Annotated in this window: 22 protein-coding genes and 1 pseudogene; 20 read left to right on the top strand and 3 right to left on the bottom strand. The window is 39.3% G+C overall.

The features are described 5' to 3' along the window. Nucleotides 1-17: 17 nt before the first annotated feature. Nucleotides 18-1,304, bottom strand: a complete 1,287-nt coding sequence (locus tag AC0VYV_RS18360; protein ID WP_194218838.1) for a hemolysin family protein — start codon at nucleotides 1,302-1,304, stop codon at nucleotides 18-20. 354 nt (nucleotides 1,305-1,658) lie between these two features. Here AC0VYV_RS18360 and AC0VYV_RS18355 point away from each other — a divergent pair, with 354 nt between their 5' ends. From AC0VYV_RS18355 to AC0VYV_RS18335, 5 genes and pseudogenes are all read left to right on the top strand, one after another. Then, nucleotides 1,659-2,255, top strand: coding sequence for a TVP38/TMEM64 family protein (locus tag AC0VYV_RS18355; RefSeq protein WP_475365818.1), 597 nt, complete (start codon nucleotides 1,659-1,661; stop codon nucleotides 2,253-2,255). Nucleotides 2,256-2,340: 85 nt separating this feature from the next. Then, nucleotides 2,341-2,643, top strand: coding sequence for an EthD family reductase (locus AC0VYV_RS18350; RefSeq protein WP_194218840.1), 303 nt, complete (start codon nucleotides 2,341-2,343; stop codon nucleotides 2,641-2,643). A gap of 110 nt (nucleotides 2,644-2,753) precedes the next feature. Then, the gene (locus AC0VYV_RS18345; protein WP_475365817.1) at nucleotides 2,754-3,371 is read left to right on the top strand and encodes a flavodoxin family protein; all 618 of its coding nucleotides are present in this window, start codon (nucleotides 2,754-2,756) and stop codon (nucleotides 3,369-3,371) included. 377 nt (nucleotides 3,372-3,748) lie between these two features. Beyond that, nucleotides 3,749-3,853: pseudogene (locus AC0VYV_RS18340) on the top strand (YjcZ family sporulation protein); the annotation flags it as partial. A 119-nt stretch (nucleotides 3,854-3,972) separates the two neighbouring features. Continuing rightward, complete coding sequence (locus AC0VYV_RS18335) at nucleotides 3,973-4,059, top strand: YjcZ family sporulation protein (RefSeq protein WP_136948892.1); 87 nt, start codon at nucleotides 3,973-3,975, stop codon at nucleotides 4,057-4,059. A gap of 43 nt (nucleotides 4,060-4,102) precedes the next feature. Here the strand turns inward: AC0VYV_RS18335 and purU are convergent, their stop codons facing one another. Next, the gene (gene purU, locus AC0VYV_RS18330) at nucleotides 4,103-4,969 is read right to left on the bottom strand and encodes a formyltetrahydrofolate deformylase (protein WP_408962563.1); all 867 of its coding nucleotides are present in this window, start codon (nucleotides 4,967-4,969) and stop codon (nucleotides 4,103-4,105) included. Nucleotides 4,970-5,254: 285 nt separating this feature from the next. On the opposite strand from purU, the gene AC0VYV_RS18325 reads away from it, so the two are divergent. The 7 genes from AC0VYV_RS18325 (at nucleotide 5,255) to AC0VYV_RS18295 (ending at nucleotide 11,462) form a co-directional block, all read left to right on the top strand. Then, on the top strand, nucleotides 5,255-6,016 hold the full coding sequence (locus tag AC0VYV_RS18325; protein WP_475365816.1) for a DeoR/GlpR family DNA-binding transcription regulator: 762 nt from the start codon (nucleotides 5,255-5,257) through the stop codon (nucleotides 6,014-6,016). Nucleotides 6,017-6,234: 218 nt separating this feature from the next. Next, entirely contained in the window at nucleotides 6,235-7,242 is a 1,008-nt protein-coding gene (locus AC0VYV_RS18320; RefSeq protein ID WP_475365815.1) for an LLM class flavin-dependent oxidoreductase, read from the top strand. Nucleotides 7,243-7,326: 84 nt separating this feature from the next. Beyond that, nucleotides 7,327-7,677 carry an IDEAL domain-containing protein gene (locus tag AC0VYV_RS18315; RefSeq protein ID WP_242057233.1) on the top strand — a complete coding sequence of 117 codons (351 nt, stop codon included), beginning with the start codon at nucleotides 7,327-7,329 and terminating at the stop codon, nucleotides 7,675-7,677. Nucleotides 7,678-7,747: 70 nt separating this feature from the next. Further along, nucleotides 7,748-8,164, top strand: coding sequence for an RrF2 family transcriptional regulator (locus AC0VYV_RS18310; RefSeq protein ID WP_194218847.1), 417 nt, complete (start codon nucleotides 7,748-7,750; stop codon nucleotides 8,162-8,164). 71 nt (nucleotides 8,165-8,235) lie between these two features. Continuing rightward, nucleotides 8,236-8,736, top strand: a complete 501-nt coding sequence (locus tag AC0VYV_RS18305; protein ID WP_475365814.1) for a Crp/Fnr family transcriptional regulator — start codon at nucleotides 8,236-8,238, stop codon at nucleotides 8,734-8,736. Nucleotides 8,737-8,852: 116 nt separating this feature from the next. Further along, nucleotides 8,853-9,488 carry a nitroreductase family protein gene (locus AC0VYV_RS18300; RefSeq protein WP_194218849.1) on the top strand — a complete coding sequence of 212 codons (636 nt, stop codon included), beginning with the start codon at nucleotides 8,853-8,855 and terminating at the stop codon, nucleotides 9,486-9,488. Nucleotides 9,489-9,707: 219 nt separating this feature from the next. After that, entirely contained in the window at nucleotides 9,708-11,462 is a 1,755-nt protein-coding gene (locus tag AC0VYV_RS18295) for an ABC transporter ATP-binding protein (RefSeq protein ID WP_475374082.1), read from the top strand. Between the two features lie 38 nt (nucleotides 11,463-11,500). Here AC0VYV_RS18295 and AC0VYV_RS18290 read toward each other — a convergent pair whose 3' ends face one another. After that, complete coding sequence (locus tag AC0VYV_RS18290) at nucleotides 11,501-12,853, bottom strand: alanine/glycine:cation symporter family protein (RefSeq protein WP_404683253.1); 1,353 nt, start codon at nucleotides 12,851-12,853, stop codon at nucleotides 11,501-11,503. 196 nt (nucleotides 12,854-13,049) lie between these two features. On the opposite strand from AC0VYV_RS18290, the gene AC0VYV_RS18285 reads away from it, so the two are divergent. The 8 genes from AC0VYV_RS18285 (at nucleotide 13,050) to AC0VYV_RS18250 (ending at nucleotide 22,258) form a co-directional block, all read left to right on the top strand. After that, a complete protein-coding gene (locus tag AC0VYV_RS18285) occupies nucleotides 13,050-13,817 on the top strand; it encodes an SDR family NAD(P)-dependent oxidoreductase (protein ID WP_475374081.1) in 768 nt (255 codons plus the stop codon). 412 nt (nucleotides 13,818-14,229) lie between these two features. Beyond that, complete coding sequence (locus AC0VYV_RS18280) at nucleotides 14,230-16,161, top strand: endonuclease MutS2 (protein ID WP_475374080.1); 1,932 nt, start codon at nucleotides 14,230-14,232, stop codon at nucleotides 16,159-16,161. Nucleotides 16,162-16,290: 129 nt separating this feature from the next. After that, nucleotides 16,291-16,662, top strand: coding sequence for a VOC family protein (locus AC0VYV_RS18275; RefSeq protein ID WP_475365809.1), 372 nt, complete (start codon nucleotides 16,291-16,293; stop codon nucleotides 16,660-16,662). A 183-nt stretch (nucleotides 16,663-16,845) separates the two neighbouring features. Next, on the top strand, nucleotides 16,846-17,313 hold the full coding sequence (locus AC0VYV_RS18270) for a divergent PAP2 family protein (protein WP_475365808.1): 468 nt from the start codon (nucleotides 16,846-16,848) through the stop codon (nucleotides 17,311-17,313). Nucleotides 17,314-17,574: 261 nt separating this feature from the next. Continuing rightward, a complete protein-coding gene (locus AC0VYV_RS18265) occupies nucleotides 17,575-18,678 on the top strand; it encodes an NADH:flavin oxidoreductase (protein ID WP_475365807.1) in 1,104 nt (367 codons plus the stop codon). Between the two features lie 190 nt (nucleotides 18,679-18,868). Then, nucleotides 18,869-19,918, top strand: coding sequence for a GGDEF domain-containing protein (locus tag AC0VYV_RS18260; protein ID WP_475365806.1), 1,050 nt, complete (start codon nucleotides 18,869-18,871; stop codon nucleotides 19,916-19,918). An 82-nt stretch (nucleotides 19,919-20,000) separates the two neighbouring features. Then, entirely contained in the window at nucleotides 20,001-20,639 is a 639-nt protein-coding gene (locus tag AC0VYV_RS18255) for an SDR family oxidoreductase (protein WP_475374079.1), read from the top strand. Nucleotides 20,640-20,848: 209 nt separating this feature from the next. After that, on the top strand, nucleotides 20,849-22,258 hold the full coding sequence (locus AC0VYV_RS18250) for an alanine/glycine:cation symporter family protein (RefSeq protein WP_226615179.1): 1,410 nt from the start codon (nucleotides 20,849-20,851) through the stop codon (nucleotides 22,256-22,258). Nucleotides 22,259-22,303: the final 45 nt, after the last annotated feature.

Genomic DNA, 22,303 nt, shown 5'->3' with positions numbered 1-22,303 from the left:
TGAGGAGACAGCTTTTTTTATACTTGTTGCTTAATTTCTAATTCTTTAATCTGATGTCCATCAACTTCACGAACTGTAAATTGATAGCCGTCTACGGTAAATGATGTTCCTTGTTCCGGTTCTATATCATGAGTTAAGATCCAGCCACCAATTGTATCCACTTCAGTATGATCAATTGATGTTCCGAGTAGCTCATTGATATCACTAATTAAAGCTTTTCCATCGACGATTGTTTGTCCATTCGAATCTTCTCTTATAGGCGCTTTTTCATCAAAATCAAATTCATCTTGAATTTCGCCAACAATTTCTTCAAGTATATCTTCCACAGTAACGAGTCCGGCCGTTCCACCATACTCATCGACTACGATCGCGATATGATTATGACTCTTTTGCATTTTCGCTAGCAGTGTCTTAATATGAGCTGTTTCAATAACGTGATTAATGGGGTGGATGTATTCATTAAGTATAAGCTCTTCGCCCCATTTGTACTGTGTTAAAATTTCTTTAATGTTTACGACCCCAACGATTTTATCTTTATCCCCATCAGCGACAGGATAACGTGTATATTTACCGTTCTTCATGATCTCAAGATTTTCTTCAGTAGTGTTGTCCAAAAATAGACAGGTCATTTCCGTTCTTGGAATCATGATTTCTCGGGCCATTCTTTCATCAAATTCAAAGATATTATTCACAAATTCCATTTCGGATTTATTGATTTCCCCACTTTTGTAGCTTTCAGATAAAATGAGTCGAAGTTCTTCTTCAGAATGGGCTTGTTCATGCTCATTCGCTGATTTAAGACCAAATAACTTTACCACGCCTCTAGCTGAACCATTTAATGCCCAAATAAACGGATACATTATACGATAGAACCAGATAAGTGGACCAGCTAGAAGTAAACTAACAGCTTCCGCTTTTTGAATTGCAAATGTCTTCGGAGCAAGCTCACCAAGAACAACGTGTAGGAAGGTTATAATCGCAAAGGCGAGCGCAATCGTAACAGGTGTAGCGATTGAGTCAGGAAGGTTAATAAGCTCAAATAAAGGATGCAGAAGCTGTTCAACGGTTTCTTCACCAAGCCAACCAAGAGCTAGCGCTGTAATGGTAATACCTAATTGACATGCTGAAAGATACCCATCTAAGTTACCAAGTACCTTTTGAACGGCTTTGGCTTTCTTATTTCCTTCACTCGCAAGTGCATCTATTCTCGTTCTTCGAATTTTTACGATCGCAAATTCAGATGCTACGAAAAATGCCGTTAATACAATTAACAATAGAACAGCAATTACTTTGATTAGTTCCAATAAGGCCCTTACAGAGTTGTAAGGGTTCACCTCCTATGTAATAGTTATTGTAACGTTATTATAACGATGTTTTCCTCTTTTGGGGTAACGTAAAACAAAAAATTCTACCTCAATGAGAATGTTTGAACGCTCCAGGTTGTAAGAAATAGATTTTATCATTCATAAGATGCTATGATCATTTTTGTGACCATACCTCACCAACCTGATAATGATATCGTGAGCGTTTATGTTATAGTTTTTTCAGAATCGGGGTTAATTATGAAAAAGTCCACCAAACCCTTGATAGGGATAGGAGTATGTCTCCTAATCGTTATTATAATCACCTTTTTAATCAATCCGCCATGGTTGGCTCAAATGCGTTCATTTATTTCGCTTGATTCACTCCCTCTTCTCGCTGATTACTTTCGCTCCTTAGGAATATGGGCGCCTGTTATTAGTATTGCTTTAATGATTGCGCAAGGAATTCTCGCGCCGCTCCCATCCTTTGTCATTACAGCAGCTAACGGTCTCGCTTTTGGAATTCCACTTGGCTTCCTCGTTTCTTGGTCAGGTGGAATGGCAGCTGCTCTCGTGATGTTTTGGCTGGCAAGGTGGTTTGGAGCCGCATTTGTTGAAAAAGTAACAAAGAAGAGCGACCTTCTTGAGAAGGCCAATCGGTACAGTGGGAAAAATGGTTTTTTCTTAATACTCGTAGCCAGATTAGTCCCGATTGTATCGTTTGATTTTATTAGCTTTCTTGCAGGGTTAAGTCGCATTTCATTTCGATCGTTTGTGTTAGCTACTGCGCTAGGTCAAATTCCTGGAACCATTTTATACACAATTGTAGGTCATGATTTAGCAAACTTAGAAAAATACCAAACGCGGTTTATATGGGCAAGTGCGATCATCATTGTTCTGCTTCTATTCGGGAAAAAGAGGTCGAATCGAAAAAAGCTAAGCGGATCAGTATAAACTTTAGCGGTGCATATTACTTTCTTATCAGCTTCACTGACCTTATGATGTAGATGAATAACTAAATCAATGGGAGCGATGAAAAGTGGCAAAAATCATAGTGATTTATCAAGAACCGAAAGATGTCGATGAGTTTAAGAACTATTATGAGAACAATCATATGGCTCTTGTAAAGGATGTTCCGAACGTTACGAATGCTGAAGTTAACTATGTGACGGCAGCAATGAATACAGACAAGAACTATTTCTTAACAGCTACTATTGAATTTAGTTCAAAAGAGCAATTAGAAGAAGCAATGCAGTCACCGGCATGGGCAAAAGTATCAGAAGATGGACAAAACATGATGAAGTTCTTAAATGAGGCTCCATTATTACTTATAACAGAATAGCAAAGGAAAGAGCACTTGAATCTTATTTCAAGTGCTCTTTTGTTTAAGTTTTTTTCTAGGAGGTAAATAGTTGGTAGGAATAACCAAAGGTGAAGGAGGAGTTTATTAATATGAAAGCACTATTTCTAAATTGTTCTCTTAAAACGAGTGAAACGACTTCTAACACGGATGCTCTTTATCAAGAAGCAGAAGCGATTTTTAAGAAAGAGGGAATTGAATCTGAAAGCATTCGCATAAGCGATTATAAGATCGCTTATGGTGTTTCGGAAGATGAAGGTCATGGAGATGAATGGCCAGTTATTTTTGAAAAAGTAAAAGAAGCGGATATTATCATACTAGGTACTCCTCTCTGGCTAGGTGAAAAGAGTAGTGTCGCTACGCTTGCAATCGAGCGATTATACGGAGGAAGCGGATTAACAAATGAGAAAGGGCAGTCGTTATACTACAATAAAGTAGGCGGCGTCGTGATTACAGGAAACGAAGATGGTGCTAAGCATGCAGCGGCTTCTGTGCTATACGGGTTTTCTCATATTGGCATTACCGTTCCTCCAAACGTAGATGCTTACTGGGTTGGAGAAGCCGGACCAGGCGCTTCTTATATCGAAGCGAACGGTCAAAAGAATGACTTTTCTACCAGTCATGCGAAAACAATGGCGTATAACTTAATTCATTTTGCACGAATCTTTAATGAAAATCCTATTCCTGCTAAAGGGAACACGATGGAATAATGCAATGAGCTAAGCCTCTTCCAATAGGAAGGGGCATTTTTTAGGCTATGGTAATGATTATTGAATGACGGCTCATTCGAGATCTCAATAAGATGATCTGGTAATGAATTGGAAAACGAGAACGCGAATTCACCGGCGCGCCCAGAGTCACATATGTTATTAAACGACCAAATACGGGGGGATCTCAGTGGATGAACTGATTTTGTTTCTGATTCTTTTCATTCTTCTTGTCATTATTTTACTTGCTGTAGCAGGCATTATTTAAGCGTGACAAATAAGTAGAAATGATAATTCTATCTAACTATGGACACCAGCCTAATCCTTCTTTTTCTTACGACATATAGTATTAGTAACCTTCCAGGAAAGGGGGTTTTCTAATGAGTGGTGGAAAAGAGCAAGGGCATGGCGGAGGCTACGGTAAAGGCTTTGCGTTGATCGTAGTATTGTTTATTCTTTTGATTATCGTTGGAGCTGCGGCAGTTGGTGGAGCTAACTACGGCGGTCAGTGTGGTGGTTACGGAAAAGGTGGCTACGGCGGTTACGGCGGAGGATATGGCTACTAAACCTTTCTTGTTAAATTAGCATGAAGGGAGGGATACGCATGAGTTACGGTTATGGTCAAGGTTTCGCGCTAATCGTTGTATTGTTCATTCTTTTGATTATCGTTGGCGCAGTATGGGCTTACTAAAATAAGCAAAGCACCCGATTCGGGTGCTTTTTCTTATGGAACATTATTGAAAAACAATTGTTTTGTTGCCGTGAACAATAACACGCTTTTCAAGGTGCCATTTCACTGCGCGATAGAGGACGATGCGTTCAATGTCTTTGCCATGTCTTTTCAAATCGTTCACATTATAACGGTGAGTAATACGAGTGATGTCCTGTTCGATGATTGGACCTTCATCAAGCTTTGCATTCACATAATGGGCTGTTGCCCCGATAATCTTGACGCCTCGATCAAAGGCCTGTTGATAAGGGTGACCACCGATAAAGGCTGGTAGGAATGAATGATGAATATTAATGATGTCGTTGTGATAAAGGTTAATAATTTCTTCAGGTATGATTTGCATGTACCTTGCAAGAATAACCGTATCGATCTGTTGCTCTTCAAGTAAATGAAGATGTTCAGCTGTTGCTTGTGCTTTCGAATCTTTTGTCACTGGAACATGATAAAAGGGGATCCCAGCGCTTTCCGTTAATTCTTTAAAGTCTAGATGATTACTAATAACCATTCCAATTTCCGCATGTAGCTCCCCCAATTGCCATCTCCATATCAACTCTTGAAGACAGTGATCTTCTTTCGTAGCAAAAATAGCGAGACGAGTTTTTTTAGAAGAAGCCGTTATGGACCATTCCATTTGAAATGGAGATGCCGTTTCTTCAAAAGCCCTTTTAAGTTCTCCTAATTGTTCGTTTAATTGAGGGTGGCTAAATTCGATGCGCATAAAAAAGTGTCCCAAAACAGGATCGGTCGAATGCTGATCAGAGTGAATAATATTTGCACCATTTGTGAATAAAAACGTTGAGACAGCTGAAACAATTCCTTCTCTATCTGGGCAAGATATTAATAAAATGCCTTTATCTAAATTTCCCTTCATCATTAGCCTCCATTTATCTAGTAAATATTTTCAATAATACATTATTTCAAGGTAAAGCGCAAAAGGATTTTATGGTCTAGGATTTTTCTGTGAACTGACTGTTTAAGTTCTATCTTGTTTACCATTGTAATGATGCGAAAAATCATCATGGGGCAATAAGAGGAAATAATAAGAATAAGCAGAATTACTTATAAAAACTTATATAAAATCGAAAACACTTAATAAATATTGATTTATTACTTACGAAAACTTATAATGTAAGTGCATGGAAATGAGGTGTAGGAAGTGTATCAAGAAGAAAGAATGCTAGCGATTTTAGATCATCTAAAAAAACACGGAAGAATATCTGTAGATCAAATTTGCGAGTTATTTCAAGTGTCAAGAGACACGGCGAGACGTGATCTTGTGAAGCTTGAAGAAGAAGAAGCCGTTACGAGGACAAGAGGTGGAGCCGTACTTCCTCAGCTTCGTCATGAGATCCAGTCGTATCATGACCGCTTAAAAGTTGTGTCAAAGGAAAAACAGCGAATAGGCAAAATGGCCGCAGGATATGTTAACGCTGGTGACGTCGTTATTCTTGATGCATCCACAACCGTTCAGTCATGCGCTGAATTTCTAATTGATAAACAAGCAACAGTGATTACAAATTCCATTCATCAAGCAGATATTCTATCGAGCGGAAGTCATATTGATATTCATCTTCTTGGAGGCAAACTCGAGAAAGATCATCGTTTCCTATATGGTTCGGCTGTAGTCGAAAAGGTGGCGACCTACAATGCAGATATTGCTTTTATAGGAGTCATAGGAATCTCAGAGCAGGGATTAACCATTGCTCATGAAGAAGATGGAATGGTGAAAAGAAAGATGATTCAACAATCTCAGTATGTTATCGCACTTGCTGATAATTCAAAGTTCTATCGTTCTGAGTTTTTTACTTTTGCTCATCTTGAAGATATTGATCTTATTATTACGGATCAAATTCCTGAAGAGAAAGTGCAGGAAATGCTAAGGCGACATCAGGTTAAGCTCGTTGTTGCAGAGACTTAAGTTTCTAGAATGACGTCATATAAAGAGAGCTTATGATTTTCTAAAGAATGGACCGGCGTAACCAATTGGGCGTGACGGTCCGTTTTTTTGTGTCTTAAAAGGGTAACTACTAGTATGAAGAGGTTCATCTAAAAGTAAGCATATTTATTGGTCAACAATTTTTCATCTGATAAGATAAACTGTAATGATGATTTTTACATTAAAGGAGCGGAAAGAATATGAAGTTAAGCGTACTTGATCAATCACCTGTATCAAGAGGCAATACGCCAACAGAAGCACTTAGAGAAACAACAGTACTTGCACAAGAAGTTGAGAAGCTAGGCTTTCATCGATTCTGGGTTTCAGAACACCATAGTACGAAGAGTCTGGCTGGGTCTAGTCCTGAAGTCCTGATCTCACATCTGGCAGCGAACACAAAGCGTATGAGGATTGGCTCTGGTGGAGTGCTGTTACCACATTATAGTCCATACAAAGTAGCGGAAAACTTCCGTATGCTTGAAACGTTAAATCCCAATCGTATTGATCTTGGGCTTGGACGCGCTCCAGGAGGGATGCCGAATGTTACAAAAGCTCTCGCTGGGGGGAACAGTATGGGGATTGATAACTATTTAGAGCAGGTGAACGAACTAGCTGCCTATTTGAAAGGGGAAGACCCTGAGAGAATGAACGTACGAGCAACACCGCTTGGAAGCACGGCACCTGAGATGTGGTTGTTAGGATCAAGTGGGGCAAGTGGAATGATGGCAGCGCAGCGCGGACTTGCGTTTACCTTTGCACATTTCATTAATGGATATGGTGGAACGAATGTGGTTGACAAATATCGTTCTCGTTTTGTACCATCTGAATTTAACGAGACACCGAAAACAAATGTAGCTATATTTGTCATTTGTGGTGAAACAGAAGAAGAAGCAGAATATTTGGCATCTAGTTTGGATTTATCGATCTTATTAATCGAACAAGGAAAGTCAGGTGACGGATTTCCATCCCCTGATGAAGCGCGTAGCTTTCCATATACAGTGTTTGATAAAGAACGGATTCGGGAAAACAGAAAAAGAATGATCGTAGGTAGTCCGACCCAGGTGAAAAAACAAATTGAAGAATTAGCAAATGCTTATCAAACAGATGAAGTGATCATTAATACGATTACACACGATTTTCAAACTCGACTGAAGTCTTATAAACTCATTGCAGATGCATTTCAAATAGATGAGAAACCCTCTTCTTGACAAAATGAACTGTAATAATTAGAATTACACTATACCTTGACTCAGTTGGAACACAAACTAGTCTTCCAAATAAGGAGGTAAATGATGATGAATCAATTACATCAACAAACTCAATATCAAAAAGGTGATTGGGTAAAAGGAAAGTCAGTCCATGATGAACTAATTCATGGATATGTTGAATCTGTAAATAACTATCTTGGAACGATTAAAGTATTTGTTCTAGAATGTGATAATCCTGAAACTGTAGGAAAAGTAATCGAAACTTTCCAGAATCGTATTTCCCAGCTGGAGGAACCAAATTTTGAACAGGATGAATCCTTCTTGTTAAACCTTATTGAAGTTTCTTTAATTACGAAAGATAAACAATGGTTCATGGAACTTTCTGCACAACTTAAGCAGCTTCGACATGAGTCGGAGGAAGCAGTTCCCTGTTAAAATTTTCTTGCCAGCTACAAAAGAAGTACGATAGGATGGAAGTGGAAGAAAGTGTTGGGAGGCGCTGCAATTGAATAGTGATTTTACTCTCGCCGTACACAGTCTGGCTTTGCTCGCAATTAAGCCAGGGCAGATGGCAACTAGTGATTATCTTGCCGGAAGTGCTTCTGTCCATCCCGTTCGTATGAGAAAAATTCTTAGTTTACTCAAGAAAAACGGTTATATCGTTTCAAAAGAGGGTGCTGGAGGTGGGTTTACTTTATCTTGTCGTGTAGAAGATGTCACGCTTGATAAGATCTATAACCTTACCTCTATAGGTACTCTCCAACCAAGGTGTCCTGATTCGAATCAGTATTGTCTTGTGGGAGCGAATTTATCAAATGTACTGGGCGATATTTTCACAGATGCTGAGAATCATTTAACAGCATTCTTGAAACAATATACGATTCGTGATATTATTCAAAGCCTAAAACAAAAACAATTATAAGTAATTGTTTTTGTTTTATATCTTAACTGTAACAAAAAAAGTTTCAATAAAATTATTGGGGGTGAGCAGACATGAGTACAGGTCTGGTGGTAAGAAATGAAGGAAGCAAGCTTAATATGAAAGATTGGAATCGATTAGAAAGATCCGGTCAGCTAATTAAGAGAAACAACGGAAGATTTTTGATAAAGCCAGAACATACAAATCGCGATGTATACATTATTAAAAGTGGTAATATTGCCATTTATCATGCGGATAACATGAATGAGTCTCTAGCAGTTCTTGGGCCGAATGATGTTTTGGGCAATCGCTCTATTTTTGTACATCAAAACTTGTATGCAAAAACAATAACTAATGTTGAGCTCATTCAACTTGATCAAACGTCCTATCGTGCTTTGTATCTGGCTTACCCTGAATTAGCAATTAAACTAACAACGGAGCTTTCAAGATTAAAATTAATCATTGATTTTCCTGAACGCACAGCAACTTCTTTTGTGAAGCAGGTTAAAAATGGATTTCAGAATTTGATTAATAAAAATACTAGCAAAAAGGGAAGATACTGCCACAATTGCTAATGATTTTTTGTTTTCTAACTGTAATGATATATGTTACATTATAGTATAGGTGAGATAGGTTATTAGACCATCAATTGAGAGAAATTTTATGGATAGAAAAAGGGGAGAAATAAACGATGTCTGTTAGTGTACAAGAGAACAATCGTGTTCTAGATGTTATGAAAGATCGTCATTCTGTAAGAAAATTTGAGAAAGGAATCGAAATTCCTGAGGAAGTTATGAATGAGATTTTAAATGCTACGATTGAAGCTCCGTCTTCTTGGAACCTTCAACATTGGAAGTTCCTTGTTATTGAAAGTGATGAGCAAAAAGAAAAGCTACTTCCAATTGCTTTTAATCAGCAGCAAATCGTAGATAGCTCTGCTACTATTGTTATTCTAGGAGACCTTGAAGCTAATCTACATGCTGAAGAAATTTATGGCCAGGCAGTCGAATTAGGATTTATGGAAAATGCTATAAAAGAAACGCTTGTTAGCCAAATCAATGGCGCTTACGAAAGAGAAGGCTTTGCTTTAAGCGAAGCAATCAAGAATAGCTCGTTGGCTGCAATGCAATTGATGCTTGCTGCAAAAGCAAAAGACTATGACACAGTGGCAATGGGTGGTTTTAATCCAGTTGCCCTTGTAGAAGAGTTTAACATTCCTTCACGTTATGTTCCAACAATGCTTATTTCTGTTGGTAAAGCAGCTGTTGAAGCGCATGGAACAGCTCGCTTCCCACTTGAGCGTGTTGTCGTGAAAGAAAGCTTCTAATCTTAAATCATGTTAAAGGAAGGGCACTGTCCCTTCCTTTTTTCTGTCTTAACATAGTCTTGATAGCTAAACGCAATAGTCTCACTACACTTATTTTTCATAGTGTTTCTAGCGAGTGTGTATTTGAGAAATGATGAAACGTCGGAATGATTTCCATTCCGTTTTCTGATTTAACGATAAGACAAGGTATACTAAGGAGAGATCGTAAGGGGGAATATAATGGAACAAAAAGCAAATACGGAGAAAAAAATGAATTGGCGCGGACTATCAAAATTAATTCGTGATACAAATCCTTCAAAGTCTCTTGTAGCACTTGCTATTGCATTGAGTATGATTGGAACCGTAGCTGGATTAATCGTGCCATTTTTTACGAAAAATCTAGTTGATCAGCTCTCAGGTAGCTCGCTTTCTTCGGGAGTTATTACATTATTAATTGCTGCCTTTGTTGTTCAGGCGATCTTCTCTGGTTTATCTATGTACCTCCTGTTGTATATAGGGGAGACAGTGGTAGCTCGGTTGAGAGAGCGTTTAATGAAGAAAGTCCTTTCCCTTCAAATAACTTATTTTGACAGCAATAGGGTTGGGGATACGACAAGTCGTATTGTGAATGATACTGGAGTAATAAAAGATCTTGTCTCGAATCATTTAATTAGTTTGTTAACGAGTACGCTGTCGATTGTCGGTTCTATTGGGATATTACTATACCTTGATTGGAAATTAACAGCCATTTTACTTGCGGTTGTCCCTATTATGATGATTGGGATTCGTTTTATCGGAAAGCGAATGTATAAAGTATCAAAGGGATTGCAGGAAGAAACGGCTAAGTTTACAGCAACAATCACACAAGTATTATCAGAAGTTCGTCTTGTGAAATTCTCGATGGCAGAGAATGTGGAAGAAGAGAATGGGAAAAATGGCATTAAAAATGTCTTCTCTTACAGCATGAAGGAAGCGAAAATCTATGCCCTTCTTATGCCTCTTATGACGTTATTGTTAATGGGGGTTCTCGTCGTCATTGTAGGCTACGGTGGCGTTCGCGTATCAACAGGAGAACTATCAGCTGGAGAGCTTGTCGCTTTTCTTTTATACCTTTTTCAAATCATTATTCCATTCAGCTCAATGGCAAGGTTCTTAACAGCAATCCAAAAAGCAATGGGCGCAACAGAACGTCTGCAATTTTTACTTGATCATGATAGTGAAGAACGACTGAGCGGAGATGAAGTTGAAGATCCAGCAAAGGTGCTTTCATTTCATAACGTTGAATTTTCCTATGGGAAAGAACTTGTGTTGAAAAAGGCTTCCTTTGAAGTACCACCCGGTAAAATCACTGCAATAGTTGGTCCAAGTGGTAGCGGTAAAACGACTACATTTTCATTAATTGAACGATTTTATCAACCTCAAAAAGGTGAAATCGCACTTGGCGGAAAAAATATTCATGACTTTTCACTTGTCTCATGGCGGAAGCAAATTGGATATGTCTCTCAGGAAAGTCCGCTCATAGCAGGAACCATTAAAGAGAATATTGTCTATGGGCTAGAAGAAGATGTTTCGGATGAGAAAATTGAAGAGGCAGCAAAGCAAGCTTATGTCCTGCCTTTCATTCAAGATCTTCCAAACGGTTTTGATACAGAAATTGGCGAAAGAGGAATCAAGCTTTCTGGTGGGCAGCGACAGCGGATTGCAATTGCAAGAGCGATTGTTCGAAATCCATACATTCTCTTGTTGGATGAAGCTACATCTAGTCTTGATAGTACGTCAGAAGTTCAGGTTCAACGTGCGTTGAACAATTTAATGAAGGGACGTACGACGATTGTTATTGCTCATCGTCTTTCGACCGTTGTTCATGCCGATCAAATCTTAGTTATGGAAAACGGTATTGTATCAGATCAGGGCACACATGAAGAGCTATATATGACAAGCCGTCTTTATAAGGAGCTTGCTCAGCAACAGTTTCAAATTGAAGAAAGTTTATAAGAAAAGGTGTCGGGATCTCCCGACACCTTTTTTAAGTATTAATTAGATACACCCGTTGAATGCGCTTCTCTTTTTTCTTCCTTCACTTTTTCAAGGAAGCGTTTTGTCTCAGCGACAACAACTCCTGAAAGACCGAGAAGTCCAATCAAGTTTGGTAGTGCCATTAAGCCATTGAAAATATCAGCAAGAAGCCAAACAACGTTTAGTTTTAACGTTGTTCCGACAAAAACGGCCAATACGAAAACGAAACGATAATATTTAATCGACGCGTCTCCAAAAAGATAAGAGAAGCATTTTTCGCCATAGTAGGACCATCCGAGAACAGTTGAATAAGCAAATAAAATAAGTCCAATTGTAACGATGAGCGCTCCAGGAACACCCAGGAATTTCTCGAACGTCGCTGTCGTTAAGGCTGCTCCGTTCAAATCTCCACCATAGAGATCACCCATAACGAGCGCGATTCCAGTGATGGAACAGACAACAATCGTATCAATGAACACCTGTGTCATAGAGACAAGTGCCTGACGTCCTGGGTAATCGGTTTTAGCAGCCGCCGCCGCAATTGGCGCAGAGCCAAGTCCAGCTTCATTCGAAAATACCCCACGTGCTACACCATAACGGATTACGGCACCAATGGCACCACCAGCAGCAGCTTCACCTGTAAAAGCGTCTGAGAAGATAAGGGAAACAGCAGCAGGAACAAGACTAAGATTCATAAAGATCACGACTAATCCACCAATAACATAAAATAAGGCCATAACTGGAACAAAGTAAGCCGTCACTTTACCGATGCTTTTAATTCCACCGAGAATAACCATTCCAGTAAAGAACATTAGGACAAGTCCAGTAATCCACGGAGCGATCCCGAAAGTAGCGACAGCATCTGCTACTGAGTTGGACTGTACCATATTTCCGATTCCAAAAGCTGCGAAAGCACCAAAAAAGGCAAAAATCATCCCAAGCCACTTCATATTAAGTCCTTTATCAAGGTAGTACATCGGCCCACCGGACATTTCACCATTCGAATTCACCGAACGGTACTTAACAGCAAGGATTGCCTCAGCATATTTCGTTGCCATTCCAAAGAGAGCACTGATCCACATCCAGAGAACGGCACCAGGTCCACCAACAAAAACAGCCGTTGCGACACCGGCAATGTTTCCTGTTCCGATCGTAGCGGCAAGTGCCGTCATCAAAGCCTGGAAGTGAGAGATATCCCCTTCTGCGTTTTTATCTTGTTTCTTCGTGAAGGCTTGCTTCAACGCATATGGAAGCATGGTAAACTGGAGAAACCCAAGGCGAATAGTGAGGTAAATACCCGTTCCCACAAGTAGGACGAGCAGAGGCCACCCCCATACAAATCCACTAATGTTATTTAATGCTGCTTCCAATAAGAACTCCTCCTTTATGTATCTTAATACTAAATATTCTAACAAATTACCACAATTACCTTTCAAATACAAAATAATTTTTTTAGGATGCTGTCGAATAATGATACAAATAAGGTTTTTACATCATCTTTGAAGCACTCTAATGGATGGAAATAAGAATATTTTGTATGGTAGATAAAGTAGAGGAGGATGCTAGATGAAGTATTTTGATTTCACAAATAAAGTGGCCGTCGTTACAGGTGGAGGCAGAGGCATTGGTAAAACAATTGCACGTGCTCTATCCGAAGCGGGAGCTACTGTGGCCATTGTTGGTAGAACAAAAGAAGTTCTTGAAGATGCAGCAAAAGAAATAAGTAAGGAAACAAATAGATCAGTCGTTGCATTTGTAGGAGATGTCACGAATGAGGGAAGTATTCAGCAAATCATAAGTGACATTCATGAAAGCATAGGGACAAATAACATTCTCGTTAATAATGCTGGGAAAACTGTTCGAAAGACAATTGAAGATCTTGAACCGGATGAATGGGACGATGTGATGGAAACGAATGTGAAATCAGTTTATATGATGACTAGAGCAGTTCTCCCTGATTTAAAAGAAGGCGAAGGATCTAGGGTTATTAACATTGCATCGATGGCAAGTGAAGTTGGACTCCCTTTTTCCACCCCGTATGGTCCAAGTAAAGCGGCTGTAGTGCAATTAACAAAACAGTTATCACAGGAGCTCTCCCCACTCGGGATCACTGTTAATGCGATAAGTCCTGGCTTTATTAAAACGCCGTTTAATGAAAAAGCATTAGAGAATACTATTCTTTTAAATAAAATCAAAGGAAGTAATCCCATGCATCGAGTTGGTCGGTTAGATGAATTGATTCCAACCTTTTTATCTCTTGCATCACCGTATGCGAGCTATACGACCGGACAAAATATTGTTGTTGATGGCGGAACGACTTCCCACGCTTTCTAAAGAGCAACTTGAAAGTACAACGATTCCCATTTATAATAAATATAACCTGAAAAGTAAAAGGGGCAAATTTTATGTTATCGGTGATTCTTAACTAACGTAATTTTATAGATAGATTGGCTTTTAAAGCAGCATATATTCTATGCTTATTTAAATATGCCTTCTGTCAATTTAGTTAAGAACACAGAAAAGCTCAAGAATGACAACAACCATTCCAGCTGCGCTCTGTGCGCAGCTTTTTGTATGCTTTTTAGCATGGGAAATGGGTGTCGTCTACCCTTTTATAGAAGAGCTACGAATGAACCTGTGTTCATTCGTAGCTCTTTTTTTGTTGGAAAGGAAGTGACATGAATGTTAATTGAATGGAAGTTTTTCTTAAGATGCGCGAACATATACGAATCGAGGAGGAAGAACATTGAACGAACAAACTATGGTAACACTTGAATTTGATAAAATTCGAAGCGAAGTAGCTCACTATGCCCTTTCAGAAGAAGCAAAAAGTGAGATCCAGAAAATGAGACCGTTGCATGATAAAGAGGTTGTGCAAAATCGATTAAATGAAACGACAGAGGCGAAAGAAATTATTAAGAAAAGTTCAAGCGTCCCTCTTCATGGTCTTCATGGCATTATCCAGGTGATGAAACAATTAAACAAAGGTGTTCCTTTACGGCCAGATCAGCTGATAACTGTGCTTGATTTAATCGAAAGCGGCCGGAAACTGAAACAGTTTATGACGGGGAAAGAATGGCTGGCGCCTACAATTTCAACTTATATCTATTCTCTTTATGAGATTACAGATCTTGAAGAAGAATTGAAACGAGCGATCAGAAATGGTGAGATTGATGATGCAGCGAGTAAGGAGCTTGGGAGAATTAGAAAGAAAATAAACGTTTATGAAGAACGAGTGAAAGAAAAACTGAATCATCTTCTGCGTTCATCTTCGAAAAGGAAGGCACTTCAGGATACGATCATCAGCGATCGAAATGGCCACTATGTTGTCGCTGTGAAGAAAGAATATCGGAAACAAATAAAAGGAACCGTTCATGACCAATCTTCAAGCGGTTCGACTGTATATATTGAACCTGAAGAAGTTCGTAAAGTTCAAATGGAATTAAATGAAGTAAAGGCAGATGAATACTTGGAGGAACAGCGAATTCTAAGCAGATTAACTGGAGAAGTGGAGCGATATGCGCAAGAGATCTCAATCAACATTGAAACAATGACACACTACGATTATATTTTTGCAAAGGCGAAATATAGTGTAGCGATTGATGGCAATCAAGTAAAGCTATCAAGCGAGCCAATACTTGAGTTACAAAATGGTCGTCATCCCTTACTCTCTCATGAGGCTGTACCGCTTTCCCTTGAGTTAGGGAAAGCATATAAAGGACTTGTGATAACCGGTCCCAATACTGGTGGAAAAACCGTATCAATTAAAACAGTCGGGCTTCTTTCAATGATGGTGCAATGTGGTTTACACATACCTGCTGATGAGTCTTCTGTTTTTGGGATGTTTGGATCAATATTAGTTGATATTGGAGACGGACAGAGCATTGAACAATCGTTGAGTACTTTCTCTTCTCGAATATCGAACATTATTTCTATTTTACAAGCAGCAGCGCCGGATTCTCTTGTTATTCTGGATGAACTTGGTTCGGGTACAGATCCCGGTGAGGGGATGGGTATTGCCGTTTCCATTTTAGAACAATTGAATCGTCTGGGGTCAACTATTCTATCCACAACACACTATAGTGAAATGAAAAATTTCGCTTCAGCTCATCCAGATTTTGAGAATGGATCAATGGAGTTCGATCCAAAGACATTGCGTCCAACGTTTAAACTACGGATGGGTGTTCCAGGGGAAAGTCAGGCATTTGCCATCGCATTACGTCTTGGTATGCATCCGAATATTATTGAGCGAGCTCATGAAATCACGTACCAAGAAAAGCAATCCTATCGAGAAGGGTTCAACCAAAAAGATAACTGGCACTATGAGCAGCAGCTAAAAAGTAAAAAAGTAGAGAAACCGCGAAGCCAGAAAAAAGTGGAGGTCGAGAAGATTTTTGAGAATTATTCGATTGGAGATAGTGTAGCGATCCCTTCGTTGAAAGAGAAAGGAATCGTTTATAAACCAATGGACGATTTTGGGGATTTGATTGTAATGATAAATGGCCAAAAAGAAACGATTCATACGAAGCGTGTAAAGTTACTCTTGCCTGCTAGCGAGCTTTATCCGGAGAATTATGATTTTGATATCCTATTTGAAACTGTTGAGAACAGAAAGAAAAAGAAATTGATGAATCGCAAGCATATTGATGGTGTGAAAATTGATTATGAAGAGTATTGAAAAGCAAAGAAAAAATTCTAGTTTGGAACCACACTATAAGTAACGTTATCTTAATCCAATTAAAAGAAGGTAGTAAAGGAGGGAATAGAGAAGAATCGTTTATAGCAACTATAATGAGGAGGTATGAATATGAATTTCGGAGCTTTTTCTTTAAGTTTAAGTGTAAAGGATATCCAAGCCTCAAAGCATTTTTACGAAAAATTAGGTTTTCAATCGTTTGGAGGAGATATTTCTCAAAATTGGCTCATTATGAAGAATGGCAGTACCGTCATTGGCCTGTTTCAAGGGATGTTTGACAAAAATATTCTAACGTTTAATCCAGGTTGGGATGAGAACGCTGAAAATCTTGAAGTGTTTACAGATATTCGAACACTTCAAAAGCAGCTAAAAGAAAACGGAGTGAATATTCTTTCTGAAGCGGATGAATCAAGTGAAGGGCCAACGAGTTTTACAATAGAAGACCCTGATGGCAATCCCATTCTTGTTGATCAGCATAGATGAAATCGAGAATCGATTGTATCAGCTACTAAAGATTTCTTTGATTGCATGAAAGAAATTTGAATGTAAGAGTGGTAGATTTCCTAAAAAACAATTTCTCTGCGTAAAATTCCTTCCTAAAGGGTAATGCATCTAATAGAACATTCTGCTCAGGCAGAAAAGATGGCAAAGTGGAGGATGAGAGAGATGCAAAAAATGAACAGAGGAATTTTAACAGCAGTTTCCTCAATTGCGATTGCTCAGGGTTTGAAGATCCTAACTCATAAGGTGCTAAAGGGAGAATGGGATGTGAAGCAAGTTGCGACAACGGGTGGAATGCCTAGTTCGCATTCAGCTGGTGTTGCAGCCCTTACTTCTTACATTGCTTCAAATAAAGGATCTCGTCATACAGAAACGGCTCTCGCCACTATTTTCGGTGTGATTGTTATGTACGATGCCCAGGGGGTTAGGCGTCATACAGGAGAAATTGCTGCTCTAGTAAACGATCTAGAGGATAATCTAGCGACGATCTCTGGAGATTACCCTAGCATGGAATTTGTGGAAAGGGAAAAAGAGTTGAAAGAGCTTCTTGGACATCAACCTGTTGAGGTCCTAGGTGGAGCCATATTAGGGTCAGCTTTAGGCTTTCTTTCAGCTAAATATGAGAATAAGTAGTAGAGAGAGGAAATCATAGGCGCTTCGCCTATGATTTTTTTCGTGAATTGGCAGATCGCGGAAATAATCGCAAAATCGCGGATATATTTCAGTTATCGCGGAAAAAATCGACTTTTCGCGGAAATATCCTAAGTATCGCGGAATTAATAGCTTTCTAAAGGAATCATCGGATCACCAGCACATTACATAAACAGATTTCTTTCTTTTGGAGAATGATTTTGAAATAATAATGAATGCAAACAGGTTAGAGGAGGAAATAAATTGACACATACAACGAAAACAACTGAAGCGTTATTTAGAACGTTCAATAGTGAAAAATTATCTTTAGAAAATCGCACAGTTATGGCGCCAATGACTCGAGGCTTTTCACCAGGAAACGTACCAGGTGAAGATGTAGCTGGTTATTATCGCCGTAGAGCAGAAAATGGCGTGGGGCTAATAGTGACAGAAGGAACTGGGATTAACCATCCTTCATCGGTTTCAGGTGCGAGCATTCCTGTCTTTCACGGTGAAGAAGCACTAGCAGGCTGGGAAAATGTTGTGAAAGAAGTCCATGAAGCTGGCGGTAAAATTGCACCTCAGCTTTGGCATGTTGGGATGACCCGAAAAATGGGGGAACTGCCAAACGAAGAAGCACAACCAGTTGGTCCTTCAGGTCTAGCACTATCTGGTGAGAAGGTAAACGAGCCTTTGACAACAGAAGAAGTGGAACAGCTAGTTGAAGCGTATGCAGATGCAGCAGCAGATGCGAAGCGACTTGGATTTGATGCGATTGAACTTCACGGAGCACATGGTTATTTGATCGACCAATTTTTCTATGAGCAGACAAATAAACGGACTGACCGTTATGGTGGCGATCTTGTAGGGAGAACTCAATTTGCTGTAGAAATCATCAAAGCCTGCCGTCGTAAAGTGGGGCCAGACTTCCCGATTATTTTCCGTTTTTCTCAATGGAAAATGAACGATTTTAAAGCGAAGCTTGCGACTACATCTGAGGAATTAGAACAGTTCCTAACGCCGCTCGTTGAAGCTGGAGTAGATATCTTCCACTGCTCAACACGTCGTTTCTGGGAGCCTGAATTTGAAGGTTCCGAATTGAATCTAGCTGGTTGGACGAAGAAACTAACTGGTAAGCCGGTTATTTCAGTAGGCTCAGTCGGACTAGATGGAGAATTTACAAGCTTTGCTGGAGCAAATACGACAAGTCTTGATGGTTTGATTGAAAAGCTTGATCGTGAAGAGTTTGATCTTGTAGCAATTGGTCGCTCATTATTAATGGACCCTGAATGGGTAAGCAAAGTACGTGATGGCCGCGCAGATGATTTATTACCATTTGATAAAGAAGCTCTCCAAAAATTATACTAAATAAGTGAAGTGGTCATAATTTGACTGCTTATAATAAAACCAAGTATTTCTCTAGAAAGAGGGATACTTGGTTTTATTCATAATACATAGGATAATAACGTTCTATTATTTTCCAAAAAATGCTAAGATAGGTGTAAAATCTATAAGTAAGAATGATTAAAAAATAACCATTATGGAAGTGACACGGCAGATGCAATCTTTATTAGCGAACTTTTCCATCTTATTATTTATGCACCTATGCATCCAAAGCGTATACTATCTTGCCTTTCAGAAGCGGTGGCCGAGTCAGGTTGTCGCTGTCGCGCACATATTCATTGTGGCAATCGGTATTATTTTCCTTTATATGTTGCCGGTATCGTTAGACGGGTATCTATATGATTTACGAACCATTCCTATGGTAATACTAATTCTGTACCATGGGTATCAATATGGCATTCCCGTGCTCATAATCATTACACTAGCTCGATTCGCTTTTCCAGGTGACTTTATTTACTTAGAGATCTTTTTCACCTTGTTAATCCCAACAGTTGTAACAATGCTAGTACGACAGAAGCTTTTTCGAAACCTCACATATTTGAAGCTGTTTTTTTATTTTGTTGGCATCTGGTTTATTTCAGATGCGATCGTTGGCTATATCATTTCAGAAGACATCACGCTCTATTCTTATTTAATACGGTTTATCTCCTTTCAGCTATCTGCCCTAATTATGTATTTCTTTATTCAAATGAGCACTAATAATCTTGAGATGAGTCAGCAACTTCGCTTTTATGCTGAACACGACTCTCTGACCGGATTACTTAATCTGAGAAGTTTTCTAAAGAAAGCGAAAGCTCAGGAGACTCATTTGATAAAAATGGTAGCCATGCTTGATCTTGATTTTTTTAAGCAAATTAATGATAAATATGGTCATCTTAACGGGGATCGCGTTTTGGCTGAATTTGCCATGTTCCTTTCAGATCAAAGCGATAATTGGCTCGTTGCACGATACGGAGGAGAAGAGTTTATTGTCATGCTTGAAGCATCAACGAAAGATGAGGCATATGATCGCATGAAGGATTTGCAGCACAATTTAAGTAAGCAGCGATTTATGACCGAGATGGGAGACGAAATAAAGGATGTTTCTGTTTCAATTGGATTAGCTGAACTCGATCTTGAAAAACCATTAATGGCATCCGTTGAACGAGCAGACAAGTCTCTTTACAGAGCGAAGAAAAATGGGCGAAACGAAGTATGCTTTTAGCATTTTGCACATTCGTTGGTTTAAAAAGATGAATTTGCGGAATATAACAAGTGTTAAGGTTTTTAAAGGAGGACGAATTGTCATGAAAGTACTCGTTATTGGAGCAAACGGACAAGTAGGAACACATTTAATTACAAAATTAGCAGAACGCGGTCATGAGCCAGTTGGTATGATTCGCGATACAGATCAAGTTAAGGCGATTGAAGATGCAGGCGGTAAAACCGTGCTTGGCGATCTTGAAAAAGATTTCTCACAAGCGCTGTACGGATGTGAAGCGGTTATCTTCGCTGCAGGTTCAGGACCGCACACTGGCGCAGATAAAACCATTATGATTGACCAGGAAGGTGCGATTAAAGCAGTTGATGAAGCGAAGCAACAAGGAATTAAACGCTTTGTCATGCTAAGTACTGTTGGATCTGATTATCCTGAAAAAGGTCCAGATAATATGAAGCCTTATTTACATGCGAAGAAACGTGCCGATGAGCACTTGAAAGCAACAAACTTAACTTATACTATTCTTCGTCCAGGTAGTCTTTCAAATGAGCCTGGAACAGGACAAATTAGAGCAGCCGAAACACTTGAAGATAAATCTGGTGAAATACCACGTGAAGATGTGGCTGCTGTTCTTACTGAAGTCTTGGAGAACAAGCATACGTTTAACCGAACATTTGAAGTTTTAAATGGCGATCAATCGATAAGTGATGCCATCGGTGAATTGTAAGAGCAGTTATCTAGAGAGACTTAACTTATGTTAAGTCTCTCTTTTACGTTGGAGAAAGTTACTAATTGAATTTCTTAATGGGCTATAGTAAAAATTGAATAGTGACTATTTCCCCAAATTTAAAGGTGGGAATTGCGCTTCAAGCTTACAAATGATAATGTGGTAAAGGTCAGTGCATGAAAGCGTTAACACAAAGGAGTAGAGAGAGAATGAACATCTTAGATTGGCTAGAGAAAATTAATGGAGTTCTTTGGGGAGCACCAAGCCTAATTTTATTATTTGGGACAGGTGTCTTTCTCACATTTATTCTGAAAGGACTGCAGTTTCGAAAGCTGGGATATGCTTTCAAATTAGCATTCTCAAAAGAAAAAGAAGAGGATAGCAGTGCTGAAGGTGACGTTAGTAACTATAAAGCTCTGATGACAGCATTAGCTGCCACGATAGGAAATGGTAATATTGCAGGAGTTGCTACAGCGATTACAATTGGGGGTCCAGGTGCGATTTTCTGGATGTGGATTGTAGGTCTTGTTGGAATGGCAACGAAGTATGGAGAAGCTTTGCTTGCGATGAAATATCGTGTGAAAAATGATAACGGAGAGTATGCCGGAGGGCCGATGTATTATGTCGAAAAGGGACTAGGGTCAAAATGGAAGTGGCTCGCTATCTCGTTCGCTTTATTTGGAGCGATTGCCTCACTCGGAATCGGAAATAGCGTACAATCAAATACAATCGCAAGTGTTGTTGATGAAAGCTTCCAAATTGATGGATGGGTAACTGGGATTATCCTTGCTGCACTTACTTCGCTCATCATCTTCGGTGGCGTAAAGCGAATTAGTTCTGTTGCAGGTTTCTTTGTTCCGATTATGGCGGTTCTCTACGTAGTTGGTGCACTCATTATTATCGTCATTAACATAGATGCTGTTATCCCAGCTATGAAGCTGATTTTTACATATGCCTTTTCACCTATATCGGCGGTAGGAGGATTTTCAGGTGTTATTGTAATGGAAGCTGTAAAATCAGGAGTTTCCAAAGGGATTTTCTCGAACGAAGCAGGACTTGGTACGGCTGCCCTTATTGCTGGTAATGCGAAAGCCGATCATCCAGTGAAACAGGCTCTCGTAGCCATGACTGGTACGTTTATCGTAACGATCATTGTTTGTACAATGACAGCCCTTGTGCTCCTTATCTCTGGATTTTGGGACCCAACGGGAGGAGACCTGTCGGGAGTCGTGCATGATCCGAATCTAGAAGCAGGTGCTTTGACTACGGCTGCATTTGGTTCAAGTCTCGGTCTGATCGGAGAGTATATTGTAACTTTCTCCGTTATTTTCTTTGGGTTCTCAACCATTATTGGTTGGTACGTATATGGTTATAAATGCTTTGAATACCTAGTTGGTACGAAAGTAACCATTTATTATGGAGCAGTATATGTATTGGCATGCTTTGTTGGTACAGTTGCGAACCTGACTACTGTTTGGGCTTTTGCGGATATGGCAAATGCTTTGATGATGATTCCAAACTTAATTGCGTTATTATTACTTTATAAAGTCATACGAAGCGAAACAGATGATTATTTTAATCGTTATCTTGTAGAATCTCAAATGAAAAAAGCGAGTTAATCATTTGATGTATAGAGACATTTTCTTCATTTAATGAAACAAAAG

Source organism: Anaerobacillus sp. QJM3NY_17 (assembly GCF_056173665.1).
The sequence above is the reverse complement of the archived record's forward strand: the minus strand, read 5'-3'. Positions and strand labels throughout refer to the sequence as shown.

What these genes read in the sequence shown, in the direction of transcription:
- AC0VYV_RS18300 (WP_194218849.1), top strand. Translation starts at nt 8,853, where the DNA reads ATGTCTGTTAGTGTACAAGAGAACAATCGTGTTCTAGATGTTATGAAA.
- AC0VYV_RS18260 (WP_475365806.1), top strand. Translation starts at nt 18,869, where the DNA reads ATGCAATCTTTATTAGCGAACTTTTCCATCTTATTATTTATGCACCTA.
- AC0VYV_RS18295 (WP_475374082.1), top strand. Translation starts at nt 9,708, where the DNA reads ATGGAACAAAAAGCAAATACGGAGAAAAAAATGAATTGGCGCGGACTA.
- AC0VYV_RS18255 (WP_475374079.1), top strand. Translation starts at nt 20,001, where the DNA reads ATGAAAGTACTCGTTATTGGAGCAAACGGACAAGTAGGAACACATTTA.
- AC0VYV_RS18355 (WP_475365818.1), top strand. Translation starts at nt 1,659, where the DNA reads ATGCGTTCATTTATTTCGCTTGATTCACTCCCTCTTCTCGCTGATTAC.
- AC0VYV_RS18250 (WP_226615179.1), top strand. Translation starts at nt 20,849, where the DNA reads ATGAACATCTTAGATTGGCTAGAGAAAATTAATGGAGTTCTTTGGGGA.
- AC0VYV_RS18315 (WP_242057233.1), top strand. Translation starts at nt 7,327, where the DNA reads ATGATGAATCAATTACATCAACAAACTCAATATCAAAAAGGTGATTGG.
- AC0VYV_RS18270 (WP_475365808.1), top strand. Translation starts at nt 16,846, where the DNA reads ATGCAAAAAATGAACAGAGGAATTTTAACAGCAGTTTCCTCAATTGCG.
- AC0VYV_RS18305 (WP_475365814.1), top strand. Translation starts at nt 8,236, where the DNA reads ATGAGTACAGGTCTGGTGGTAAGAAATGAAGGAAGCAAGCTTAATATG.
- purU (WP_408962563.1), bottom strand. Translation starts at nt 4,969, where the DNA reads ATGAAGGGAAATTTAGATAAAGGCATTTTATTAATATCTTGCCCAGAT.
- AC0VYV_RS18320 (WP_475365815.1), top strand. Translation starts at nt 6,235, where the DNA reads ATGAAGTTAAGCGTACTTGATCAATCACCTGTATCAAGAGGCAATACG.
- AC0VYV_RS18345 (WP_475365817.1), top strand. Translation starts at nt 2,754, where the DNA reads ATGAAAGCACTATTTCTAAATTGTTCTCTTAAAACGAGTGAAACGACT.
- AC0VYV_RS18275 (WP_475365809.1), top strand. Translation starts at nt 16,291, where the DNA reads ATGAATTTCGGAGCTTTTTCTTTAAGTTTAAGTGTAAAGGATATCCAA.
- AC0VYV_RS18335 (WP_136948892.1), top strand. Translation starts at nt 3,973, where the DNA reads ATGAGTTACGGTTATGGTCAAGGTTTCGCGCTAATCGTTGTATTGTTC.
- AC0VYV_RS18285 (WP_475374081.1), top strand. Translation starts at nt 13,050, where the DNA reads ATGAAGTATTTTGATTTCACAAATAAAGTGGCCGTCGTTACAGGTGGA.